Annotated in this window: 13 protein-coding genes and 2 pseudogenes; 13 read left to right on the top strand and 2 right to left on the bottom strand. The window is 36.6% G+C overall.

Translation table 11 applies throughout. The features are described 5' to 3' along the window. Positions 1–68: 68 nt before the first annotated feature. The 7 genes from DAY19_RS13675 to DAY19_RS13645 are packed head-to-tail and all read left to right on the top strand — an operon-like array spanning position 69 to position 6,834. Positions 69–1,691: a carboxyl transferase domain-containing protein gene (locus DAY19_RS13675; RefSeq protein WP_115363396.1), complete on the top strand. Its 1,623-nt coding sequence runs from the start codon at positions 69–71 to the stop codon at positions 1,689–1,691. A gap of 22 nt (positions 1,692–1,713) precedes the next feature. Further along, complete coding sequence (locus tag DAY19_RS13670) at positions 1,714–2,508, top strand: enoyl-CoA hydratase-related protein (protein WP_115363394.1); 795 nt, start codon at positions 1,714–1,716, stop codon at positions 2,506–2,508. 6 nt (positions 2,509–2,514) lie between these two features. Beyond that, a complete protein-coding gene (locus DAY19_RS13665) occupies positions 2,515–4,419 on the top strand; it encodes an acetyl/propionyl/methylcrotonyl-CoA carboxylase subunit alpha (protein ID WP_115363392.1) in 1,905 nt (634 codons plus the stop codon). 11 nt (positions 4,420–4,430) lie between these two features. After that, entirely contained in the window at positions 4,431–5,345 is a 915-nt protein-coding gene (locus DAY19_RS13660) for a hydroxymethylglutaryl-CoA lyase (RefSeq protein ID WP_115363390.1), read from the top strand. Continuing rightward, positions 5,345–6,160, top strand: a complete 816-nt coding sequence (locus tag DAY19_RS13655; RefSeq protein ID WP_115363388.1) for an enoyl-CoA hydratase-related protein — start codon at positions 5,345–5,347, stop codon at positions 6,158–6,160. The genes DAY19_RS13660 and DAY19_RS13655 overlap by 1 nt, the downstream gene beginning before the upstream one ends. Continuing rightward, positions 6,117–6,518, top strand: coding sequence for a hypothetical protein (locus DAY19_RS13650; protein WP_115363386.1), 402 nt, complete (start codon positions 6,117–6,119; stop codon positions 6,516–6,518). The genes DAY19_RS13655 and DAY19_RS13650 overlap by 44 nt, the downstream gene beginning before the upstream one ends. After that, complete coding sequence (locus DAY19_RS13645) at positions 6,505–6,834, top strand: hypothetical protein (RefSeq protein ID WP_115363385.1); 330 nt, start codon at positions 6,505–6,507, stop codon at positions 6,832–6,834. The genes DAY19_RS13650 and DAY19_RS13645 overlap by 14 nt, the downstream gene beginning before the upstream one ends. Here DAY19_RS13645 and DAY19_RS13640 read toward each other — a convergent pair. Continuing rightward, on the bottom strand, positions 6,815–8,863 hold the full coding sequence (locus DAY19_RS13640) for an ATP-dependent helicase (protein WP_115363382.1): 2,049 nt from the start codon (positions 8,861–8,863) through the stop codon (positions 6,815–6,817). The genes DAY19_RS13645 and DAY19_RS13640 overlap by 20 nt on opposite strands. Positions 8,864–9,045: 182 nt before the next feature. On the opposite strand from DAY19_RS13640, the gene DAY19_RS13635 reads away from it, so the two are divergent. The 6 genes and pseudogenes from DAY19_RS13635 to DAY19_RS13610 all read left to right on the top strand — a co-directional run bounded on the left by DAY19_RS13635 (position 9,046) and on the right by DAY19_RS13610 (position 16,906). Further along, positions 9,046–10,062, top strand: coding sequence for a C1 family peptidase (locus DAY19_RS13635; protein WP_133296978.1), 1,017 nt, complete (start codon positions 9,046–9,048; stop codon positions 10,060–10,062). 202 nt (positions 10,063–10,264) lie between these two features. Beyond that, a pseudogene (locus DAY19_RS15550) lies at positions 10,265–10,351 on the top strand (endonuclease III); the annotation flags it as partial. Between the two features lie 171 nt (positions 10,352–10,522). Continuing rightward, a pseudogene (locus tag DAY19_RS15545) lies at positions 10,523–11,968 on the top strand (FumA C-terminus/TtdB family hydratase beta subunit); the annotation flags it as partial. 27 nt (positions 11,969–11,995) lie between these two features. Continuing rightward, positions 11,996–13,924 (top strand): acetoacetate--CoA ligase, encoded by a 1,929-nt coding sequence (locus tag DAY19_RS13620; protein WP_199506664.1) that lies wholly within the window; start codon positions 11,996–11,998, stop codon positions 13,922–13,924. A gap of 107 nt (positions 13,925–14,031) precedes the next feature. Further along, positions 14,032–14,733 carry a hypothetical protein gene (locus DAY19_RS13615; RefSeq protein ID WP_115363378.1) on the top strand — a complete coding sequence of 234 codons (702 nt, stop codon included), beginning with the start codon at positions 14,032–14,034 and terminating at the stop codon, positions 14,731–14,733. Between the two features lie 4 nt (positions 14,734–14,737). Continuing rightward, complete coding sequence (locus DAY19_RS13610) at positions 14,738–16,906, top strand: hypothetical protein (RefSeq protein WP_133296977.1); 2,169 nt, start codon at positions 14,738–14,740, stop codon at positions 16,904–16,906. Here the strand turns inward: DAY19_RS13610 and DAY19_RS13605 are convergent. Continuing rightward, positions 16,901–17,497, bottom strand: a complete 597-nt coding sequence (locus DAY19_RS13605) for a hypothetical protein (RefSeq protein ID WP_115363374.1) — start codon at positions 17,495–17,497, stop codon at positions 16,901–16,903. The two genes, DAY19_RS13610 and DAY19_RS13605, sit on opposite strands and share 6 nt — an antisense overlap. Between the last annotated feature and the right edge of the window lie 18 nt (positions 17,498–17,515).

Below are 17,515 nucleotides of genomic sequence, written 5' to 3'. Positions count from 1 at the left end.
CTTGTCAAAATCTATGATAAATAGATAAAATTGCTCAGTTTTATTACAAATATTAGAGGCAATTTTCTATGACTAATTCGCAAGATACGATTTCGATTCATTCGAAAGTCGATCGCACTAGTGACGACTTTAAAGAAAACTTCAAATTTCATTTTTCAAATGTTGAAGAACTTAGACAAAGAGTAAATAAAGCTCATCAAGGTGGAGGAGAGAAGTCTGTTTCACGTCACCATTCACGAGGAAAACTTTTACCACGTGAACGTATTGATAAGATCCTCGATGCAGGATCTCCATTTATTGAACTTTCATCATTAGCAGCTAATGGGATGTACGGTATGGATATTCCAAGCGCCGGTATTGTAACTGGTATTGGAAAAGTTCATGGTGTTTGGTGCATGTTTGTTGCAAATGATGCAACTGTTAAGGGTGGAACATATTTTCCAATGACTGTGAAAAAGCACTTAAGAGCACAAGAAGTTGCACGTGAAAACCGCCTACCATGTATTTATCTTGTGGATTCTGGTGGAGCATTCTTACCGATGCAAGATGAAGTTTTTCCTGACAAGGAACATTTTGGAAGAATTTTTTATAATCAGGCACAAATGTCTGCTCAAGGTATTCCACAAATTGCTGTGGTTCTAGGATCATGTACTGCTGGTGGAGCTTATGTACCTGCAATGGCAGATGAATCAATTATTGTAAAAGATAATGGAACGATCTTCTTAGGAGGACCTCCACTTGTAAAGGCCGCAACAGGTGAGGAAGTAGACGCTCAGACTCTTGGTGGGGCCAAGGTTCACACAAGTGACTCTGGTGTTGCTGATCACTTTGCAGAAGATGAAGAGGACGCATTAGCGATTACTCGCTCAATTGTTGAAAATACAAATTTCATTCAAAATGAAGATGACTTTAATTTTGAAATGCCAAAATATGATGCTGAAGATATCTATGGAATTCTACCTAGAGATACGAAGAAGCCATTTGATATTCGTGAAATCATTGCTTGTATTGTTGATGGATCACGCTTTCATGAATTTAAAGAAAAGTACGGGCCAACACTAGTGTGTGGTTTTGCTAAGATCTGTGGTGAAAGAGTAGGAATTGTTGCTAATAACGGAATTCTTTTTTCTGAATCAGCAATCAAAGGCTCTCACTTTATCCAACTTTGTGGGCAAAGAAATATTCCACTAGTATTCCTGCAAAATATTACAGGGTTTATGGTCGGTTCTAAATATGAAGCAGAAGGGATTGCAAAGCATGGCGCTAAGATGGTTACAGCTGTTTCTACTGTAAACGTACCAAAGTTCACTGTTGTTATTGGTGGATCATTTGGTGCTGGAAATTACGGTATGTGTGGACGCGCTTATTCTCCACGTTTTATGTGGATGTGGCCAAATGCACGAATTTCTGTAATGGGTGGAGAGCAAGCTGCTGGAGTTCTTGCAACAGTTCGACAAGATGGCCTTAAAGCAAAAGGTCAGGCTCCAATGACGCCTGAACAAGAAGCTCAGTTTAAACAACCAATCTTAGACAAATATGAAGAAGAGGGAAGTGCTTATTATTCAACAGCTCGACTTTGGGATGATGGTGTAATTGAGCCACATAAGACACGAGATATCTTAGGTGCTGCTATTAAAGCAAGTAAACAAGCACCAATAGAAGAGACTAAGTTTGGTGTCTTTAGAATGTAATGAGAATTGAGAAGGAGTTTATATGAGTGGATATATTAAGGAATTAAAAACGAGTGGCGAAGAGGCCGGTGTATGTTACATCACTTTAAATCGCCCAGAAGTACATAATGCTTTTAACGATGAGATGATTGCTGCTCTAACAGAAGAGTTTCTTGGACTTGAAAATGATGACTCTGTAAGAGTTGTTGTTCTAACAGGTGAAGGGAAGTCTTTTTGTGCGGGTGCTGATCTAAATTGGATGAAGCGTATGAAAGATTATTCAATGGAAGAAAATATTGCTGACTCTAAGAAATTAGCAGGACTTTTTCATGCGATTAATAATCTTTCAAAACCAGTTATTGGAAAAGTTAATGGAGCCGCCCTTGGAGGTGGTGTTGGACTTGTTGCTTGTTGTGACTTTGTTATTGCAAGTGAGAGTGCAAAATTTGGTTTAACAGAAGTTAATCTTGGACTTGTTCCTGCTGTTATCTCTCCATTTGTTATTGCAAAAATTGGAGAGTCAAATGCTCGCCATCTTTTCTTAACTGGTGAGAGATTTGACGGGAAACGCGCTCTTGAGATTGGTCTTGTTCATCAAGTTTCACTTGATCGTTACTACGATGCCGATATTGTACATATGGCAAAACAACTTATTAAAGTTGCTCCCAAAGCTCAAAGAGAAGCAAAAAAGCTTATTTTTGGTGTTAAAGAGAGACTTGGAAATACTGAAGAAGTTACTGACTACACTTGTAATGTTATTGCAAAACAAAGAATTTCTGATGAAGGTCAGGAAGGGATGAGTGCATTACTAGAAAAAAGAAAACCAAACTGGAAATAGAATAATATGAAAGAAATAAATAAAGTTCTTATTGCTAACCGAGCTGAAATTGCATTACGAGTAATTAAGACTTGTCGCAATCTCGGGATTAAAACTGTCACGCTTTATACTTTTGAAGAAAGAAACCTTCCTCAAAGAGAATTTGCTGATGAATCTTATTATTTAGAAGGAAACCTTCTAAGTGAAACTTACCTAAATATGGATAAGATTATTCAAATCGCAAAAGATAGCGGCTGTGATGCAATTCACCCTGGTTATGGTTTCCTATCTGAGAACGCAGAATTCAGTCAAAAAGTAACAGATGCAGGTCTTATCTTTATTGGCCCTACACCCGAGCACATTATTCTTATGGGTGATAAGAAAGGCTCAAAAGATAAGATGATCGAAATTGGTGTTCCTGTTATCCCTGGATATAATGGCGAAAACCAGGATCCTGAACTATTGAAGTCACAAGCTGATAAGATGGGTTATCCTGTCCTTATTAAAGCTTCTGCTGGTGGTGGTGGAAAGGGAATGAGAATTGTGGAAAGTTCTCAAGACTTTTTAGCTGAGCTTGAAAGTTGTAAGCGTGAAGCTTTAAGCTCTTTTGGTTCTGATATCGTTCTTATTGAAAAATTCATCACTAGCCCACGACATATTGAAATACAAGTTGTTAGTGATACTCACGGTAATCACTTCCATTTCTTTGAAAGAGAATGTTCAATTCAAAGACGTCATCAGAAAATTATTGAAGAAACACCTTCACTTGCTTTAGGTGATGAACTACGTAAGGCCATGACAGACGCTGCGATTAAAATTACGAAATCGATTAATTATCACGGTGCTGGAACAATTGAGCTTATTTTAGATGGAAACGAATTTTACTTCTTAGAGATGAATACTCGTCTTCAAGTAGAACATCCGGTAACAGAAATGGTAACGGGGTTTGATCTAGTTGACTTACAACTAATTGCAGCTAGTGGTAAAGCATTTGATTTCACTCAGGATGATATTAGACAAATTGGTCATGCGATAGAGTGTCGTATCTACGCTGAAGATCCTGACAATGACTTTATGCCTGCTATTGGCCGTCTCGAATACATAGGTGATGCTATCGACGGTGTACGTCTTGATACAGGTTACAAGAATGGAAATTCTATCACAGTAAATTTTGATCCTATGATTGCTAAAGTTATTACTTGGGGTGCAGATCGTGATGAAGCGATTGGGACAATGATAGCTGGATTAAACCATCTACCTTTTGAAGGTTTAACTACTAATAATGACTATCTTGTACGTATTCTTAAGCATGATGCATTCTTAAAGGGTGACACATATACACACTTTGTTAAAACATACGAAGAAGACTTGGCCCCTGCTGAAGTTTATGCTGAAGAAATTGCCGCTACATTAGCGCATGACTTCTTAAGAGATAATATCCTTTTCGATTCTTTTAGAATGAGCGGTGAGGCTTTAGAAACTCGCCATTATATCGTTGATGGTAATGAGCTAACTGCTACTTTTAAATTTTCTGGCGTAAGCTCACTCATCGTACGCTTCTTCGATTTTACTTTTGCAGTTGATATTGAAGAAGATGCACTATGGGTTAATGATGTTCCATTTCATATTTTAACTCAAAAGAATGCATATATTGTTAATAGTAAGCGAGTTGAAGCAAAAAGGCTTGTTGCTAAACGCTCTGGTGCCGCTACTGGTGAAGCCGGTGATATGAGCTCTCCAATGCCTGGGAAAGTATTGAAAGTACTCGTTGAGGCAGGGCAGTCTGTTTCAGTTGGCGATGCACTGATTGTAATGGAAGCAATGAAAATGGAACATACTGTAAAAGCATCTCGTGACGGAAAAGTCGATGCAATATTAGTTAATGAAGGTCAGACGATTGATGGAGGAGTCGAGTTAGTCGAACTGGCATAATTGGATAATTTATGAGTAATTTTAGTAAAGAGATTAAAATTGTTGAAGTTGGTCCTCGTGATGGCCTACAAAATGAAAAAAGTTTTGTAGAAACCGAAGATAAACTAGAGTTTATTCGTCTTCTAAGTGAGACGGGACTTAAGACTATTGAAATTACAAGCTTTGTTCGTCCGGATAAAATTCCTCAAATGAAAGACGCTGCAGATCTTTATCCTAAAGTATTAGAACTAACAAAGGGCAAGGGGATCTCAACTCCTTGTTTAGTTCCTAATTTAAAAGGTCTCGAGGTCGCTAAGTCTTTAGGTGTAAAAGAGATTAGTATGTTCACTGCAACTTCTAATACTTTTAATCAAAAAAATATAAATGCGACAATTGAAGAAGCACACGCTCGTCAAGTCCAAGTCGCTCGTGAAGCTAGTGATGCTGGAATGAAATTACGTGGCTATCTTTCAACAGTTTTTGGTTGTCCTTATGAAAAAGATATTGAGGATGATGCCATTATTGATGGGATAAAGAGATTACTTGATTTAGGTTGTTATGAGATTTCTTTAGGTGACACTATTGGTGTTGCAAACCCAGTACAGGTTAGACGAATTACTAAAATGATTGCAAATGAGTTTGATCTTAATCAGATGGCCATGCATTTTCACGATACAGAAGGTATGGCCTTAGCAAATATCTATGCTTCTCTGGAAGAGGGAGTTACTGTCTTTGATTCATCTGCTGCAGGTCTTGGTGGTTGTCCTTATGCAAAAGGTGCCAGCGGAAATGTTGCAACAGATGATGTGGTTAATCTTTTAAATAAATTAGGATGTGATACTGGTATTGATATGGATAAGCTTCATGCTGCAAGTGAATTTATCACATCAAAGATTGGACATCAGGCTCCATCGAAGTTTTTTCAAGCATATAAAGGAAGAAAGTAATGGCAATTTACGGATACGAGTTTGAGCAATTAAAAGTTGAAAAAAACGGCCATGTATTATGGCTTAGTTTAGATAATCCTAAAATGGCAAATGCCATTACAAATAAAATGATCGCATCTCTTACTGAAGTCTTAGAATATGCTGATACTGATAGTGAAGTTAGAGTTATTGTTATAAGTGGAGAAGGAGATAACTTCTGTGCTGGCGGGGATATTAAAGCGATGCAGGCCCGAAAAGGTATGTTTGCAGGGGAGCCATTCGAGTTAAGAAACCGTTACTCTAAAGGAATTCAAAATATTCCTCGTACAATCGAAAAATTACAAACACCAGTTATTGCAATGGTTCACGGAGGTGCTATCGGTGCAGGTTGTGATTTAGTTGCAATGTGTGATCTTGCTATCGCTAGTGATGATGCAAAATTTGGTGAAACATTCTGTAAGCTTTCTCTTGTTCCCGGAGATGGTGGACCTTATTTTTTAACTCGAAAAGTTGGTTATACTAAGGCAATGGAGATGTATCTCACAGGTCGTATTTATACTGCTAAAGAGTCGATGCATATGGGTCTTATCAATAATATTGTAACGGGTGAGGATCTAAAACTTGCTGTTTCTGCTACTGCAAATGAAATTGCGGCCAATGCTCCTGTTGCTGTACAATTAACTAAGACAGCTATGAAGCGTGCTAGTCGTGATGATCTAGAAAGTCATTTAAATCTTATGAGTGCATATCAAGGAATAGCTCAAAGAACTAATGATCACTTTGAAGGGCTAAGTGCTCTTAAAGAAAAACGTAACCCGGACTTTAAAGGTAACTAAGATTAAATTCTTAATTTTTTTAATATTTTTTGTTTCCTGCTCACATACTCTTTATACTGGAGATGGTGAGCGTCTATTACATATTTCAAAGCATGCCAATCGAGAAGTCATTATTCTAAAAGGTGATCACACTAACGATAATATGTTTTATGGAACCTTACCTAAGGTACATCACGTAAAAATGGGAAATGATTTCTTTAGAAGACGTAGTGAATATGTTTCGAGAGTAGAGATAACTGAAATCGAAACAACATGGTATCAGTGGGTCAAGTTTTTAAGTCTAGGTTTATTTTCACGCAAGGATGTAAAAGTTAGGGCCGTGACAGATATTGGGGAGAATGAGTATGAAGTTTATTAATCTTCTCTTTATTTCACTCTTAATTACTTCTTGCGCAAGTGGTGTGAAGTTAAATAGTCAGTTCTGTGCTTCAAGAAATGGTGTATGGGCAAAAAAAGATGATGTCCTTGACTACAAAGCATCCAAGAAGGTTGTTGGCTTCGGTATAGAAGAGAGACGAATAAGAGATATTCTTTCTCAAAGAAGTTATGACTGTCGTAAAGTAAGCCGTATGCGTGTAAGAATCGATCAGGATTTCTTCGATGCTCTTTTAAGCCTTATACCTGGTTATTCTTCAAACACAGTTACAATTGAATTTAATCTAGAAGATTCATAAGCCCTGAAAAGAAGTCCTTCTTATATTTATCAACTTCTTCTTGGCTTTCAAGGTGACCAAAATTTTGGCGATCTTGTTCCTGATAAAATCTCTTGGCATCATCAGTTACAATAAAGCGAGAGCGATGTCTTGGAAGCATATTCCCGTATATCTTTCTCTCTTTACACACTGTCATGATGAGCTTTTCTTGTGCTCGTGTAATTCCAACATAACAAAGTCTGCGCTCTTCAGCGTCACCTTCGTTATTAATAATTGTTCTCTTATGTGGAAGAAGTTCCTCTTCAACTCCAATCATATAGACTTGTTTAAACTCAAGTCCTTTAGATGAATGTAGCGTCATAAGAGTTACTTCATTCTTTCTAACATCGTCATCTTCTTCATCGTCATCTCTTGAATCTTGAGAGTCTTGTAGCATTAGTTTTTCTAAGAATTTAGATAGAGTTGCAGACTCTTTAAAGTTTTCAGTAAAACGAGCAGCTGATTCTATAAAGAAGTGAATATCATCTTTTCTTCGACTAGCCTGTTTTGCTTGATCATAGCACTTATCGATGTATTCAAAGTATTTTAGGTCTTCAATTAAGTTTGTTATGGCCTCACTAAGTGAATACTTATCAAAGTAATTCTTTGTGTTCTCAATTAGCTTAACAAAGTTTTTTATCTTTTCTTCACGACTTCCTGCAAGTTCTGGCGATTTCTTCATCGCAGAAAATAAGTCAATTTCATGGGCCTCACTTTCTTCAAGAAATTTCTCAAGTGTTCTTATACCGATTCCTCGACTTGGAACATTTAGTACCCGTCTTAATGCCATTTGGTCGGCCGGATTACGGATTACCTGAAGGTAGGCCATGATATCTTTTACTTCTTTCTTCTCGTAGAATTTTTGACCACCAATAATTGTATAAGGAACTTGTGATAGTCTTAGTTGTTCTTCAATTGGTGCTGCTTGTGTATTTGATCGATATAAAATTGCAATATCACCTAAATGTCCACCTTTTGACTGGTGGGAGACAATATCTTCAACAACGATTTCTGCTTCGTGATCAGTATCCGCTAATTCCCAAAGAATTGGCTTCATGTCACTTGGCTTATCTGACCACAGTGTTTTATCACGACGATCTTTATTCTCTTTAATAACTGAGTTTGCTAATTTCAAAATAGGTGAGACTGAGCGATAGTTTTGCTCAAGTTTTACAACTTTAGCTCGTGAGTAGTCTCTTTCAAAACCAATAATATTAGAAATATCGGCACCTCTAAATGAATAGATGGCCTGGTCATCGTCACCAACCACACAGAGATTATCATGGGCACATGTTAGATGACGAATAAGTCTAAATTGTAATGGATTAGTGTCTTGGTATTCATCGACCATGATATAGCGAAATTGTTCTGAATATTCGCGGGCCAACTCTGGGTTTTCATCAAAGAGTCTAACTGTAAGTAGTAGAATGTCATCAAAGTCGATTGCATTATAGAATTTCAATTTATCTTGATAGAATTCATACATGAAGTTAACTGCATGATCGTATGGATCTTCACCGTCAAAAAACGGTGAGTCTGCAAAGTCTTCTGGTTTTATCCCTTCATTTTTTAGTTTACCAATCTTAGATGCAATGATCTCTTTTTTAAATGCACCTTTATTATCGTGATAAAGCCTAAGGCCTTCTCGTATAATACTTAATTGATCTGTTTGATCATAGATTGAAAAGTTCTTATGATAACCAAGATGAGTAATCTCTTTTTTTAGAATCTTAAGCCCTAGAGAGTGAAATGTTGCAAGGGTCATTCCTCTTGATTTTTGTTTACCAAGTAGGGTAATAACGCGCTCTTTCATTTCTTTTGCGGCCTTATTTGTAAATGATACGGCAAGGATACTTTTTCCAGGAATATGAAGGTTGTCGACCATGTGCGCAATTCGGTAGGTAAGAGTTCTTGTCTTACCACTACCTGCACCCGCTAAAATTAGCACTGGGCCATCGATAGTCTCAGCTGCTTCGCGTTGTTTGTCGTTTAATCCTGCCAATGAAATCATATCCTATAATGTGCCCTCCTAGAGCTGATTAGGCAATCTATTTTGACCTCAAGTAAGAGAATTTTTATGCACTGCTTGTTTATAAATTTATAAGTATTTAAAGTCGCAATGCATCTTGCTAAAACCGAGTTAAATGGTCAAAATTTCAAGTTATGAACACAACACTTATAAAAATTATTTTATTGAATTTGGTAATTCTCTTTAGCTCAGTCCATGCCGATGAGCTTCCATCTAAGAGTGATATTCACGGCCTCATTGGTTTACAAACTGCTGTAAAGTCTCAAGGCTCTCGAGGCACTTGTACAATGTTTACGGCCATTGGAATGGTGGAGCACTTGTTGATACGTAAACAAGGATTTTTACCCGTTGAGTTAGATCTGTCCGAGCAATGGATGGAGTATATTATTATGAAAGATAAGCTCACTGAAGGCTCTTCAACTTCGAAGAATATGAGGGCCATCTTAGATATGGGTGTTGTTTATGAAAAGACATGGCCTTACTCTCGTAAAAAATGGCCATCTCTTGATGAAGACTTCCCACAAATTAATATTGCAAAGAAAACATGCGGGCACCTTGTTGTTCTTCCTAAGTATTTAAAGTCTTGTTTACTTGGTCAAAGAGATCCAAGACTTTTTACAATGTCTGATTATGATATTGCACAAATTGACCCTGACTTTATTCCAATTAGAAAGGAATCAATTTATCTAAGAGATACTTTAGTAAGTAACTTATTTAAGAGAAAAAAATCATATAAATCAAGAGACCTCAATAAAATTAAGCAATGGTTAAATGACGGGAAGTCCGTTATTATGGGTACTAAATTATATTACGGTTCTTGGAATTCTAAGAAGACAATTACTCACGAAATTCAAGAGCGTGATAAGTCTAAATGGTATGCAGGTATTGTTGGATACCCTGAGATTGGGACTCGAGATCGTCGAATTTCTTCTGTCAAAGGAGGAGGCCATTCTATGATCCTTGTTGGTTACGATGATGATGTTATTGTAGAGACAAAGATGCAAATGGAAGATGGTTCTTGGAAAGAGTTTGAATATAAGGGAGTTTATTATTTTAAAAACTCTTGGGGCGTAAAAGGCTTTGGGAAAAAATTTAAACTCGATGGAGTAAGCTATCCAGGATACGGAATGATTACTCAAAAGTATGCACATGAATTTGGAAGATTTTTCTATATCGATTAAATAATTTAAGGAGTTGGCCATGGCCGTAAAGAAAAAAGTAGCTAAGAAAAAAGCAACTAAGAAAAAAGTAGCTAAGAAAAAAGTAGCTAAGAAAAAAGCAACTAAGAAAAAAGTAGCTAAGAAAAAAGCAACTAAGAAGAAAGTAGCTAAGAAAAAAACAACTAAGAAAAAAGTAGCTAAGAAAAAAGCAACTAAGAAAAAAGTAGCGAAGAAGAAAGTAGCGAAGAAAAAAGCAACTAAGAAAAAAGTAGCTAAGAAAAAAGCAACTAAGAAGAAAGTAGCGAAGAAAGCAACTAAGAAGAAAGCAACTAAGAAGAAAGCAACTAAGAAGAAAGCAACTAAGAAGAAAGTAGCAAAGAAAGCAACTAAGAAGAAAGTAGCAAAGAAAGCAACTAAGAAGAAAGTAGCAAAGAAAGCAGCTAAGAAGAAAGTAGTAAAATTACCAAATAAGAATACGGCCCTTTTTGATTCTCTACTTGAGCTAATTCGTGTTACTTCTACAGTCCTACCAGACGACGTGCAGAAAGTTGTTCTTGAGGCCCTTCATAGAGAAGAAAAGAACACAACTGCTGAGTATGCAATGAATATCATTCAAGCAAATATTAAAATGGCAAAGATGAAGTCTCAGCCTCTATGTCAGGATACTGGAACAATTGTTTTTAAAGTTTCTCATCCTAAAGACTTTGATCAAGCAGCTTTTCGTAAAATCTGCGAGAAGGCCGTTTTAAAAGCAACTGAAATTGGATACCTAAGACAGAATTCTGTTAATTCTCTTACTGGAAAGAATGACTGTATGAATGTCGGTGGTGGCCATCCTGTCATTAAGTTTGAACAACATAAGTCAAAATCACTAAATGTAAAACTAATGCTTAAGGGTGGAGGATGTGAAAACGTCGGTGCACAATATTCACTTCCTAATACAGAGCTAAATGCTGGACGTGATCTTGATGGTGTAAGAAAGGCGATTCTTGATTGTGTACAAAAGGCACAAGGAAAGGGATGTGGACCAGGTGTTCTAGGTGTTTGTATTGGTGGTGATCGTGGAACAGGTCATGTCGCTGCTAAAGATCAATTCTTAAGAAAGCTTGATGATACAAATGAAAACCCAGAGCTTGCTGCTCTTGAGAAAGATATCGTTGAAACAGCAAATAAATTAGGTATTGGACCAATGGGATTTGGTGGAAAGACAACTCTTCTTGGATGTAAGGTAACAGATCTAAACCGTCTACCAGCATCATTCTTTGTTTCAGTTTCATATATGTGCTGGGCATTTAGAAGACAAGGTGTTGCTCTAAAATCAAATAACGAAATTAAGAACTGGTTATACTAAGAGGTCGAAATGAAAAGACTAGATTATCCTTTTACAAAAGAACAAATAAGAGAACTAAAAGTTGGTGACATGGTTCTTATTTCAGGAAAAATGTTTACTGGACGTGATGCTGTACATAAGCGTTTACATGAGGGCACAGAACCTCCTGTTGATTTAAATAATCAAATTATTTATCACTGTGGTCCAGTCGTTCTTGAAAAAGATGATGGTACATATGAAGTAAAAGCAGCAGGGCCTACGACTTCAATTCGTGAAGAGCCATATCAATGGGAAGTTATGAGAGATCATGGAATCCTAGGAGTTATCGGTAAAGGTGGAATGGGTCAAAAGACACTTGATGGTTGTAGAGAATATGGCTGTGTATATTTCCACGGTATTGGTGGTGCAGCTCAGGTTCTAGCTGAAAAGATTAAATCAGTGGATAATGTTTATTGGCGTGATCTTGGTTCACCAGAAGCTATCTGGGAATTAACTGTTGAGGAGTTTCCTGTTGTCGTAACAATGGATGCTCATGGAAACTCTCTCCATGAAAAAGTAGAAGCTGATAGCGCTCAAGCATTAAAAGGACTGCTTTAAATATAATCGAGTACTGAGGAAGAAGAAGTGAGTAATATTTTATACACGCCAAGCAACGTAAGAATTCAGTCATCAAATATGATGGAGTTCATTAAGTATATTAATAAGTCTCAAGGCCTTGATTGCCAGTCTTATCATTCTCTCCATAAGTACTCGGTTGATAATCCAAATAGTTTTTGGAAAGAACTCGTAAAATTCTATGATGTTGATTTCAGCGGAGAATTAGAGCCTGTATGTACTGATCTAAGTTTTGATACTTATGGTTGGTTTCCAAATATGAAGCTTAACTTCGCAAAGAATATGCTCAAGAAAGGCCGTGATGTAAATATTGCTCTAAGCAGTGTTCGAGAATCTGGTAAAACAATTAAAACGACATTTGAGCAATTGCGAAAAGATGTTTCAGGATTACAAAAAGTCATAAAAGATCATATTTCTAAAGGCGATGTTCTTGCTTGTTATATGCCAAATATCACTGAAACTGCGACATCAATGTTAGCGACAACAGCTCTTGGTGGAGTATTTACTTCGACTTCAAGTGACTTTGGTATCGAAGGTGTTATTGATCGTTTTGGCCAATCAAAACCGAAGGTCCTTGTTACTGTTAACGGATACGAATATGGTGGAAAATACTTTGATCTAACAGATAAGATAAATGCTGTTGTTTCAAAGATTGATAGTATTGAAAAAGTTATTGTCGTTGATTTCAAGGGCGAGGGGATGGATGTTTCATCAATTCATAAGGCCGTCTCTTGGAGTGATATTGTAAAGCCAAGTGAAGATGAAATCGAATTTATAGAGTGTGATTTTAAAGATCCTCTTTATATCATGTATTCATCGGGGACAACTGGAAAGCCGAAGTGTATTGTTCACTCAATTGGAGGAACATTACTTAACCATATTAAAGAATTAGGCTTACATACAAATCTAAAAGAAGATTCGACAATAATGTATTTCACTACTTGTGGTTGGATGATGTGGAATTGGTTGATCTCTTCACTTTATTTTGGAGCAACTACAGTTCTTTATGAAGGATCACCTGCATATCCAACTTTCGGTGACTTTATTTCCTTAATTGAAAAAGAACAAATTAATATATTTGGAACAAGTCCTAAGTTTTTAAAGGCCCTTGAAGATTCAGGTATCGATCTTTCTAAATATGACTTTTCATCTTTAGAAACAATGCTCTCAACAGGTGCACCGCTACTACCTGAGCAATTTGACTATGTTTATAATAAATTTAAAAAAGATATCCAGCTTTCAAGTATATCTGGTGGAACAGATATTATTGGTTGCTTCTTCTTAGGAAATCCTATTCTTCCAGTTCATCGAGGAGAGTTACAATGTGCAGGCCTTGGAATGGATGTCACTTGTTTTGATTCTCGTGGAAAAGAGGTAAAAGGTGAGGAAGGGGAACTCGTTTGTCTTCAAAGCTTTCCATCTCGACCAATTTATTTCTTAAATGATGATAACGGCGAAAGAATCCACAAAGCCTATTTTGCAGAGTTTAAAGGCGTTTGGCATCATGGTGACTTTATTAAAATCACTGAAACAGGTGGTGCACAAGTTTTAGGGCGATCTGATGCTACTCTTAATCCTGGTGGTGTTCGAATTGGTACCGCAGAAATTTATCGCCAAACTGAAACAATTGACTTCATCGAAGATTCAGTTTGTGTCGGAAAGAATATTGATGGGGATGTCGAAGTATGGCTCTTTGTTGTCACAAAAGATGGCCATGAACTTTCAAAAGAAGATATCAAACTAATTCGCTCGCGTATTCGTGAGAACACAACACCAAGGCATATGCCTAAGAAGGTGATTGCAGTGAAGGGCATCCCATACACACGCTCAGGTAAAAAAATGGAAATGGCCGTAAGTCGTTTAATAAACGGACGCAAGCTCGATAATGTTCAAGCGGTATCAAATCCAGAAAGTCTAGATTATTTTAAAAGCCTCTAAAGACCGACAGATACAGTCGGTCTGGCCGATCTAAGCCAAATTAAAAAATTATAAGTAATCCCTAAAGTCAGTAACTTAGAAGCCGATTAGCTGACAAAGGATTACTTATGAATAAATTCATTTTACCATTTTTAACATTTCTTTTTGCCTTTCATAGCAGTGCTTTTGTGGGCGTAAGAGCAATTCAAGGTGCAGATGTTGACTGTCTAACTGAGTCAGTTCCACCTATTCTCGATCGTAAAAATGAACTTAATTTTAGAATGATTGCTGATGTAAAATCTTATGGCACAAATACATCTTATCCAAATTATCCGGATAATATTGCTGATATTATGTATCCAAGTCGTAGGGCAGTCTGTGATGCTTATCGTACGCCAAATAAACTTTTACCTTCATATAAAAAAATTATGCAACATATTGATGAAACATACAAAGAAGGAAATCATAGAGACTTCTTTTTTAAATATATGTTGTCTATGGATTGCTGGGCATTTAGTAAAAACTTTTTTGATCATGTAAGTAGTGGTGGTGATTACTCATACTATCTAGGTTCTATGATGAAGTCTACATATGGGGGCGTTGATCCTAATGCATATATTCGAATTACTAGAGAAGGTAAGTCATTTGAAGGACCCATGTTCTATGTCTTTGAACATCTAGAAAAAAATTATAAAAATTCGAAAAATGCGAAAGAGTACTCAGCTGTAATGAGAAGATTAAGATCTGGTGAACGATTTAACTTAGTCCCAGTGAAGTCTATAAGAGAGATTAAAAGGTCTGAACCAAATATGCCAATAAACCTTAATTAAGGATATGATGAAGATATTAATTACGTTCCTAATGATTCTGGTATCACAATTAGCAACAGCTGAATGTCGCCAAGGGATTGTTTCGATTTTCACAGGTGGAGATAGCTTTGCTGATATTGCGGAACGTATGGGAACTGGTTTTCATTCTAAGGTTGGAAAGACTTGTGTTGAGAGTATCGGCTCTGATGTAAATATAGACTCTTACTGTGAATGTGTCTCTGCAAATGATAAAGCAGATTATAGTCAAAGTCGTAAGATTTTTCGTCAAAGAAATGGAAAACACCTCAAGGGGAGTATTTTCATGATGGCAAGAAATTTAGTTAAGGCCGTTGATCAGGATTTAGAATTAAACTGTAAGCTCCATAAGACTCTTAATTCACATTGTAGTGAACAAATGATTAATGAGATGTTTCCTGAATATGTAGGTAAAGACTTTGCAAGTGAATTAGGTATTGATTTTCATGAAATTTTTAGTTCAAGTGTTGATAATACAAATAATACTATAAGCAAGTTTAGAACAAATTCTTGTCAGTCTCTAATTAAGAATGATGTTGAAAGCTTGAGTATGGAGCAGTCTGACTTAGATAACTTCTGTGTTGATTTTAATCAGAAGGTTAAGAGCTTTTGCTCAGGTGAATCGATAACTTCTACAGAAAAAGACGATTTTGAATTTGAACTACCATTTTTAGAAAATGTAGATAGTTATAATTACTATTGTAAGATAAAAGATCGACCTAAGAGACAAGACTTATCATTAAATATATTTAGCACTCTTTCAGCCGCCTATAAGAATAATAACGAGGAAGCTAATCCTAGGTGTGAAAAGATATGTAAAGATAAAGCTCCTTATTCAATTCATGGCTGTAATGTTGATAAGGAAAAAGCCTTAAGTGAATTTGTAAAGGAAGGATGTACTTCAAAAGAAAATCAAAATTTACCAAATTGTTTATTTTTAAAAGAGGCAATTGGAAACCAACTAATCAAAGATATTAAATCGGGATCTATGAGTGAAGAAGATATCTCTTATTTAGAAGAGTATCTACATAAAGATGATTTCGATGATATTAAGTCTATGGTTGGACATGCAAAGAATGAGACGGCATCACTTAATAAAGGTTCTCTTGTTTCTCAATTCTTTGAGAGTAAAGATGGGGAATCTTTCGATATTGGTGGGACAGATAACGAAAATATCGCACAGGAAGCTGTTGAGAACAAAGGTAACTCAGTTGCCCAAGGAGATTCTAAAATTATCTCTTCAAATGATTCAAATATTAATAATGTTGTTACAAATGCCCCTGCTCAGCAAACTCAACAGGGGCCAGTTCAACAAAGTAACTTAAACACAAATAATGGAAGATTAACGATGGGATCACGTGGACGTGGTCGCAGAAAAGTTTCAGCTAGAACTAAGCAGATGGTTGAGACGATTAAGACATTACGTGAAGCAGGTAGTTCTTTAAAAGATGCGATTGCAGCGCAAGATCGTCGTATGAAGAAAGAGCGAGAGGAGCTTGCAAGAGCTAATCGTGAAAATTATCAGCGTTATGATGCTGAGACTTTAGAGCCAATTAGAAGATCTCCTTCAAGTGATGATCGTAGAAGAAGTAATGATAGACAGATTGCAAACGTGGGGAGCCCAACTTCTGGAAGTGGTGGCAGTAATGGGATGAGCTCTGGAGCTGGTGGTTCTGGTGGTACAGGAAACTCAACTTTCTTGCCTCCTGAAAAGAAGGCCACTGTAGTTGATATCACAGGACGTTCTGCTCCAGAGTTAGATTTAAATAATCTACAAAGCTCAGGTGCAACATTACCAGCATCAATAACAAATCATCCTGATGCATCTGAAATTTCTAAGATGTTTAATGGACTTGAATATAAAAAAGATAGTGGGCGAGGGCCTGCAAGTAAGGATGATGAAATAAAGAAGATAAAAGTTGATTGGTCTGCAAAAAGTATCGATCTTGGATCTCTTCTTATTAATGCTAAGGATATTAAGCCAGGTGAAGAGTTTATTTTATACAAAGGCGATATGGACCAATATGTTCGCCTTGTTCCTTCATATACTTTCCGTAGAGGAAAGAAGGTCTTTATAGGTTATCGTATTGATAATCGTAGTAGCGAAAATGCCGATCTAGCATCTAGTATCTTTGCTAAGAAATTTCTTATTTTATAATTCTTCAGATGGTAGATCATCCGACGGAGGTAGATCATCATCAGAGTCTGTTGGAGGCACATCATTAACTGGTGCTTCTGTTAGACGCTTATAAATTACAATGAGGCGATCCTTTTGCGCATTAAAGAATAGCACAAGGTAGAATTCGTCTGATTGATCATCTCTAAGAGACTCTAGGTTTCCTGATTGTTTAAGAGAATCAGCTTTAGTTGAAGAATAGAAGTCTTCAATTTTCTTTGTGTCTTCATATGAAAAACGACTTGAACCAACATGTTCTGTTGCAAGAGTGTCCATAATGACATTGATTTTTTCGTCTTTTAGTGAAAGTTGTAATCTTCCTTCTCCTTCAAAAGGCAGGGCCGCTTGAAGTTTTTCTTTTAGTTCTTTTGTGAAGTCAGCGTATGAACATTTATTGGAAACGAATACTAGCTCATTTTCAGGCTTACTCTCAAGACCAATTAACTTATCTTGACTAAGCTCGAGGCAGACTTGGTTATCATCTTGCCCATTATCACCAATTGTAGTGTCATCTTGAGCTGGATTTGCAATGATTGCGAATGAAATAAATAATGTTAAAAGTGACTTGATCATAATTAACAGTTCCCTAAT

Origin of the sequence: Halobacteriovorax vibrionivorans (genome assembly GCF_003346865.1) — a bacterium.
Taxonomy (GTDB): Bacteria; Bdellovibrionota; Bacteriovoracia; order Bacteriovoracales; family Bacteriovoracaceae; genus Halobacteriovorax_A; species Halobacteriovorax_A vibrionivorans.
This window is presented reverse-complemented; position numbering and strand designations above follow the sequence as displayed.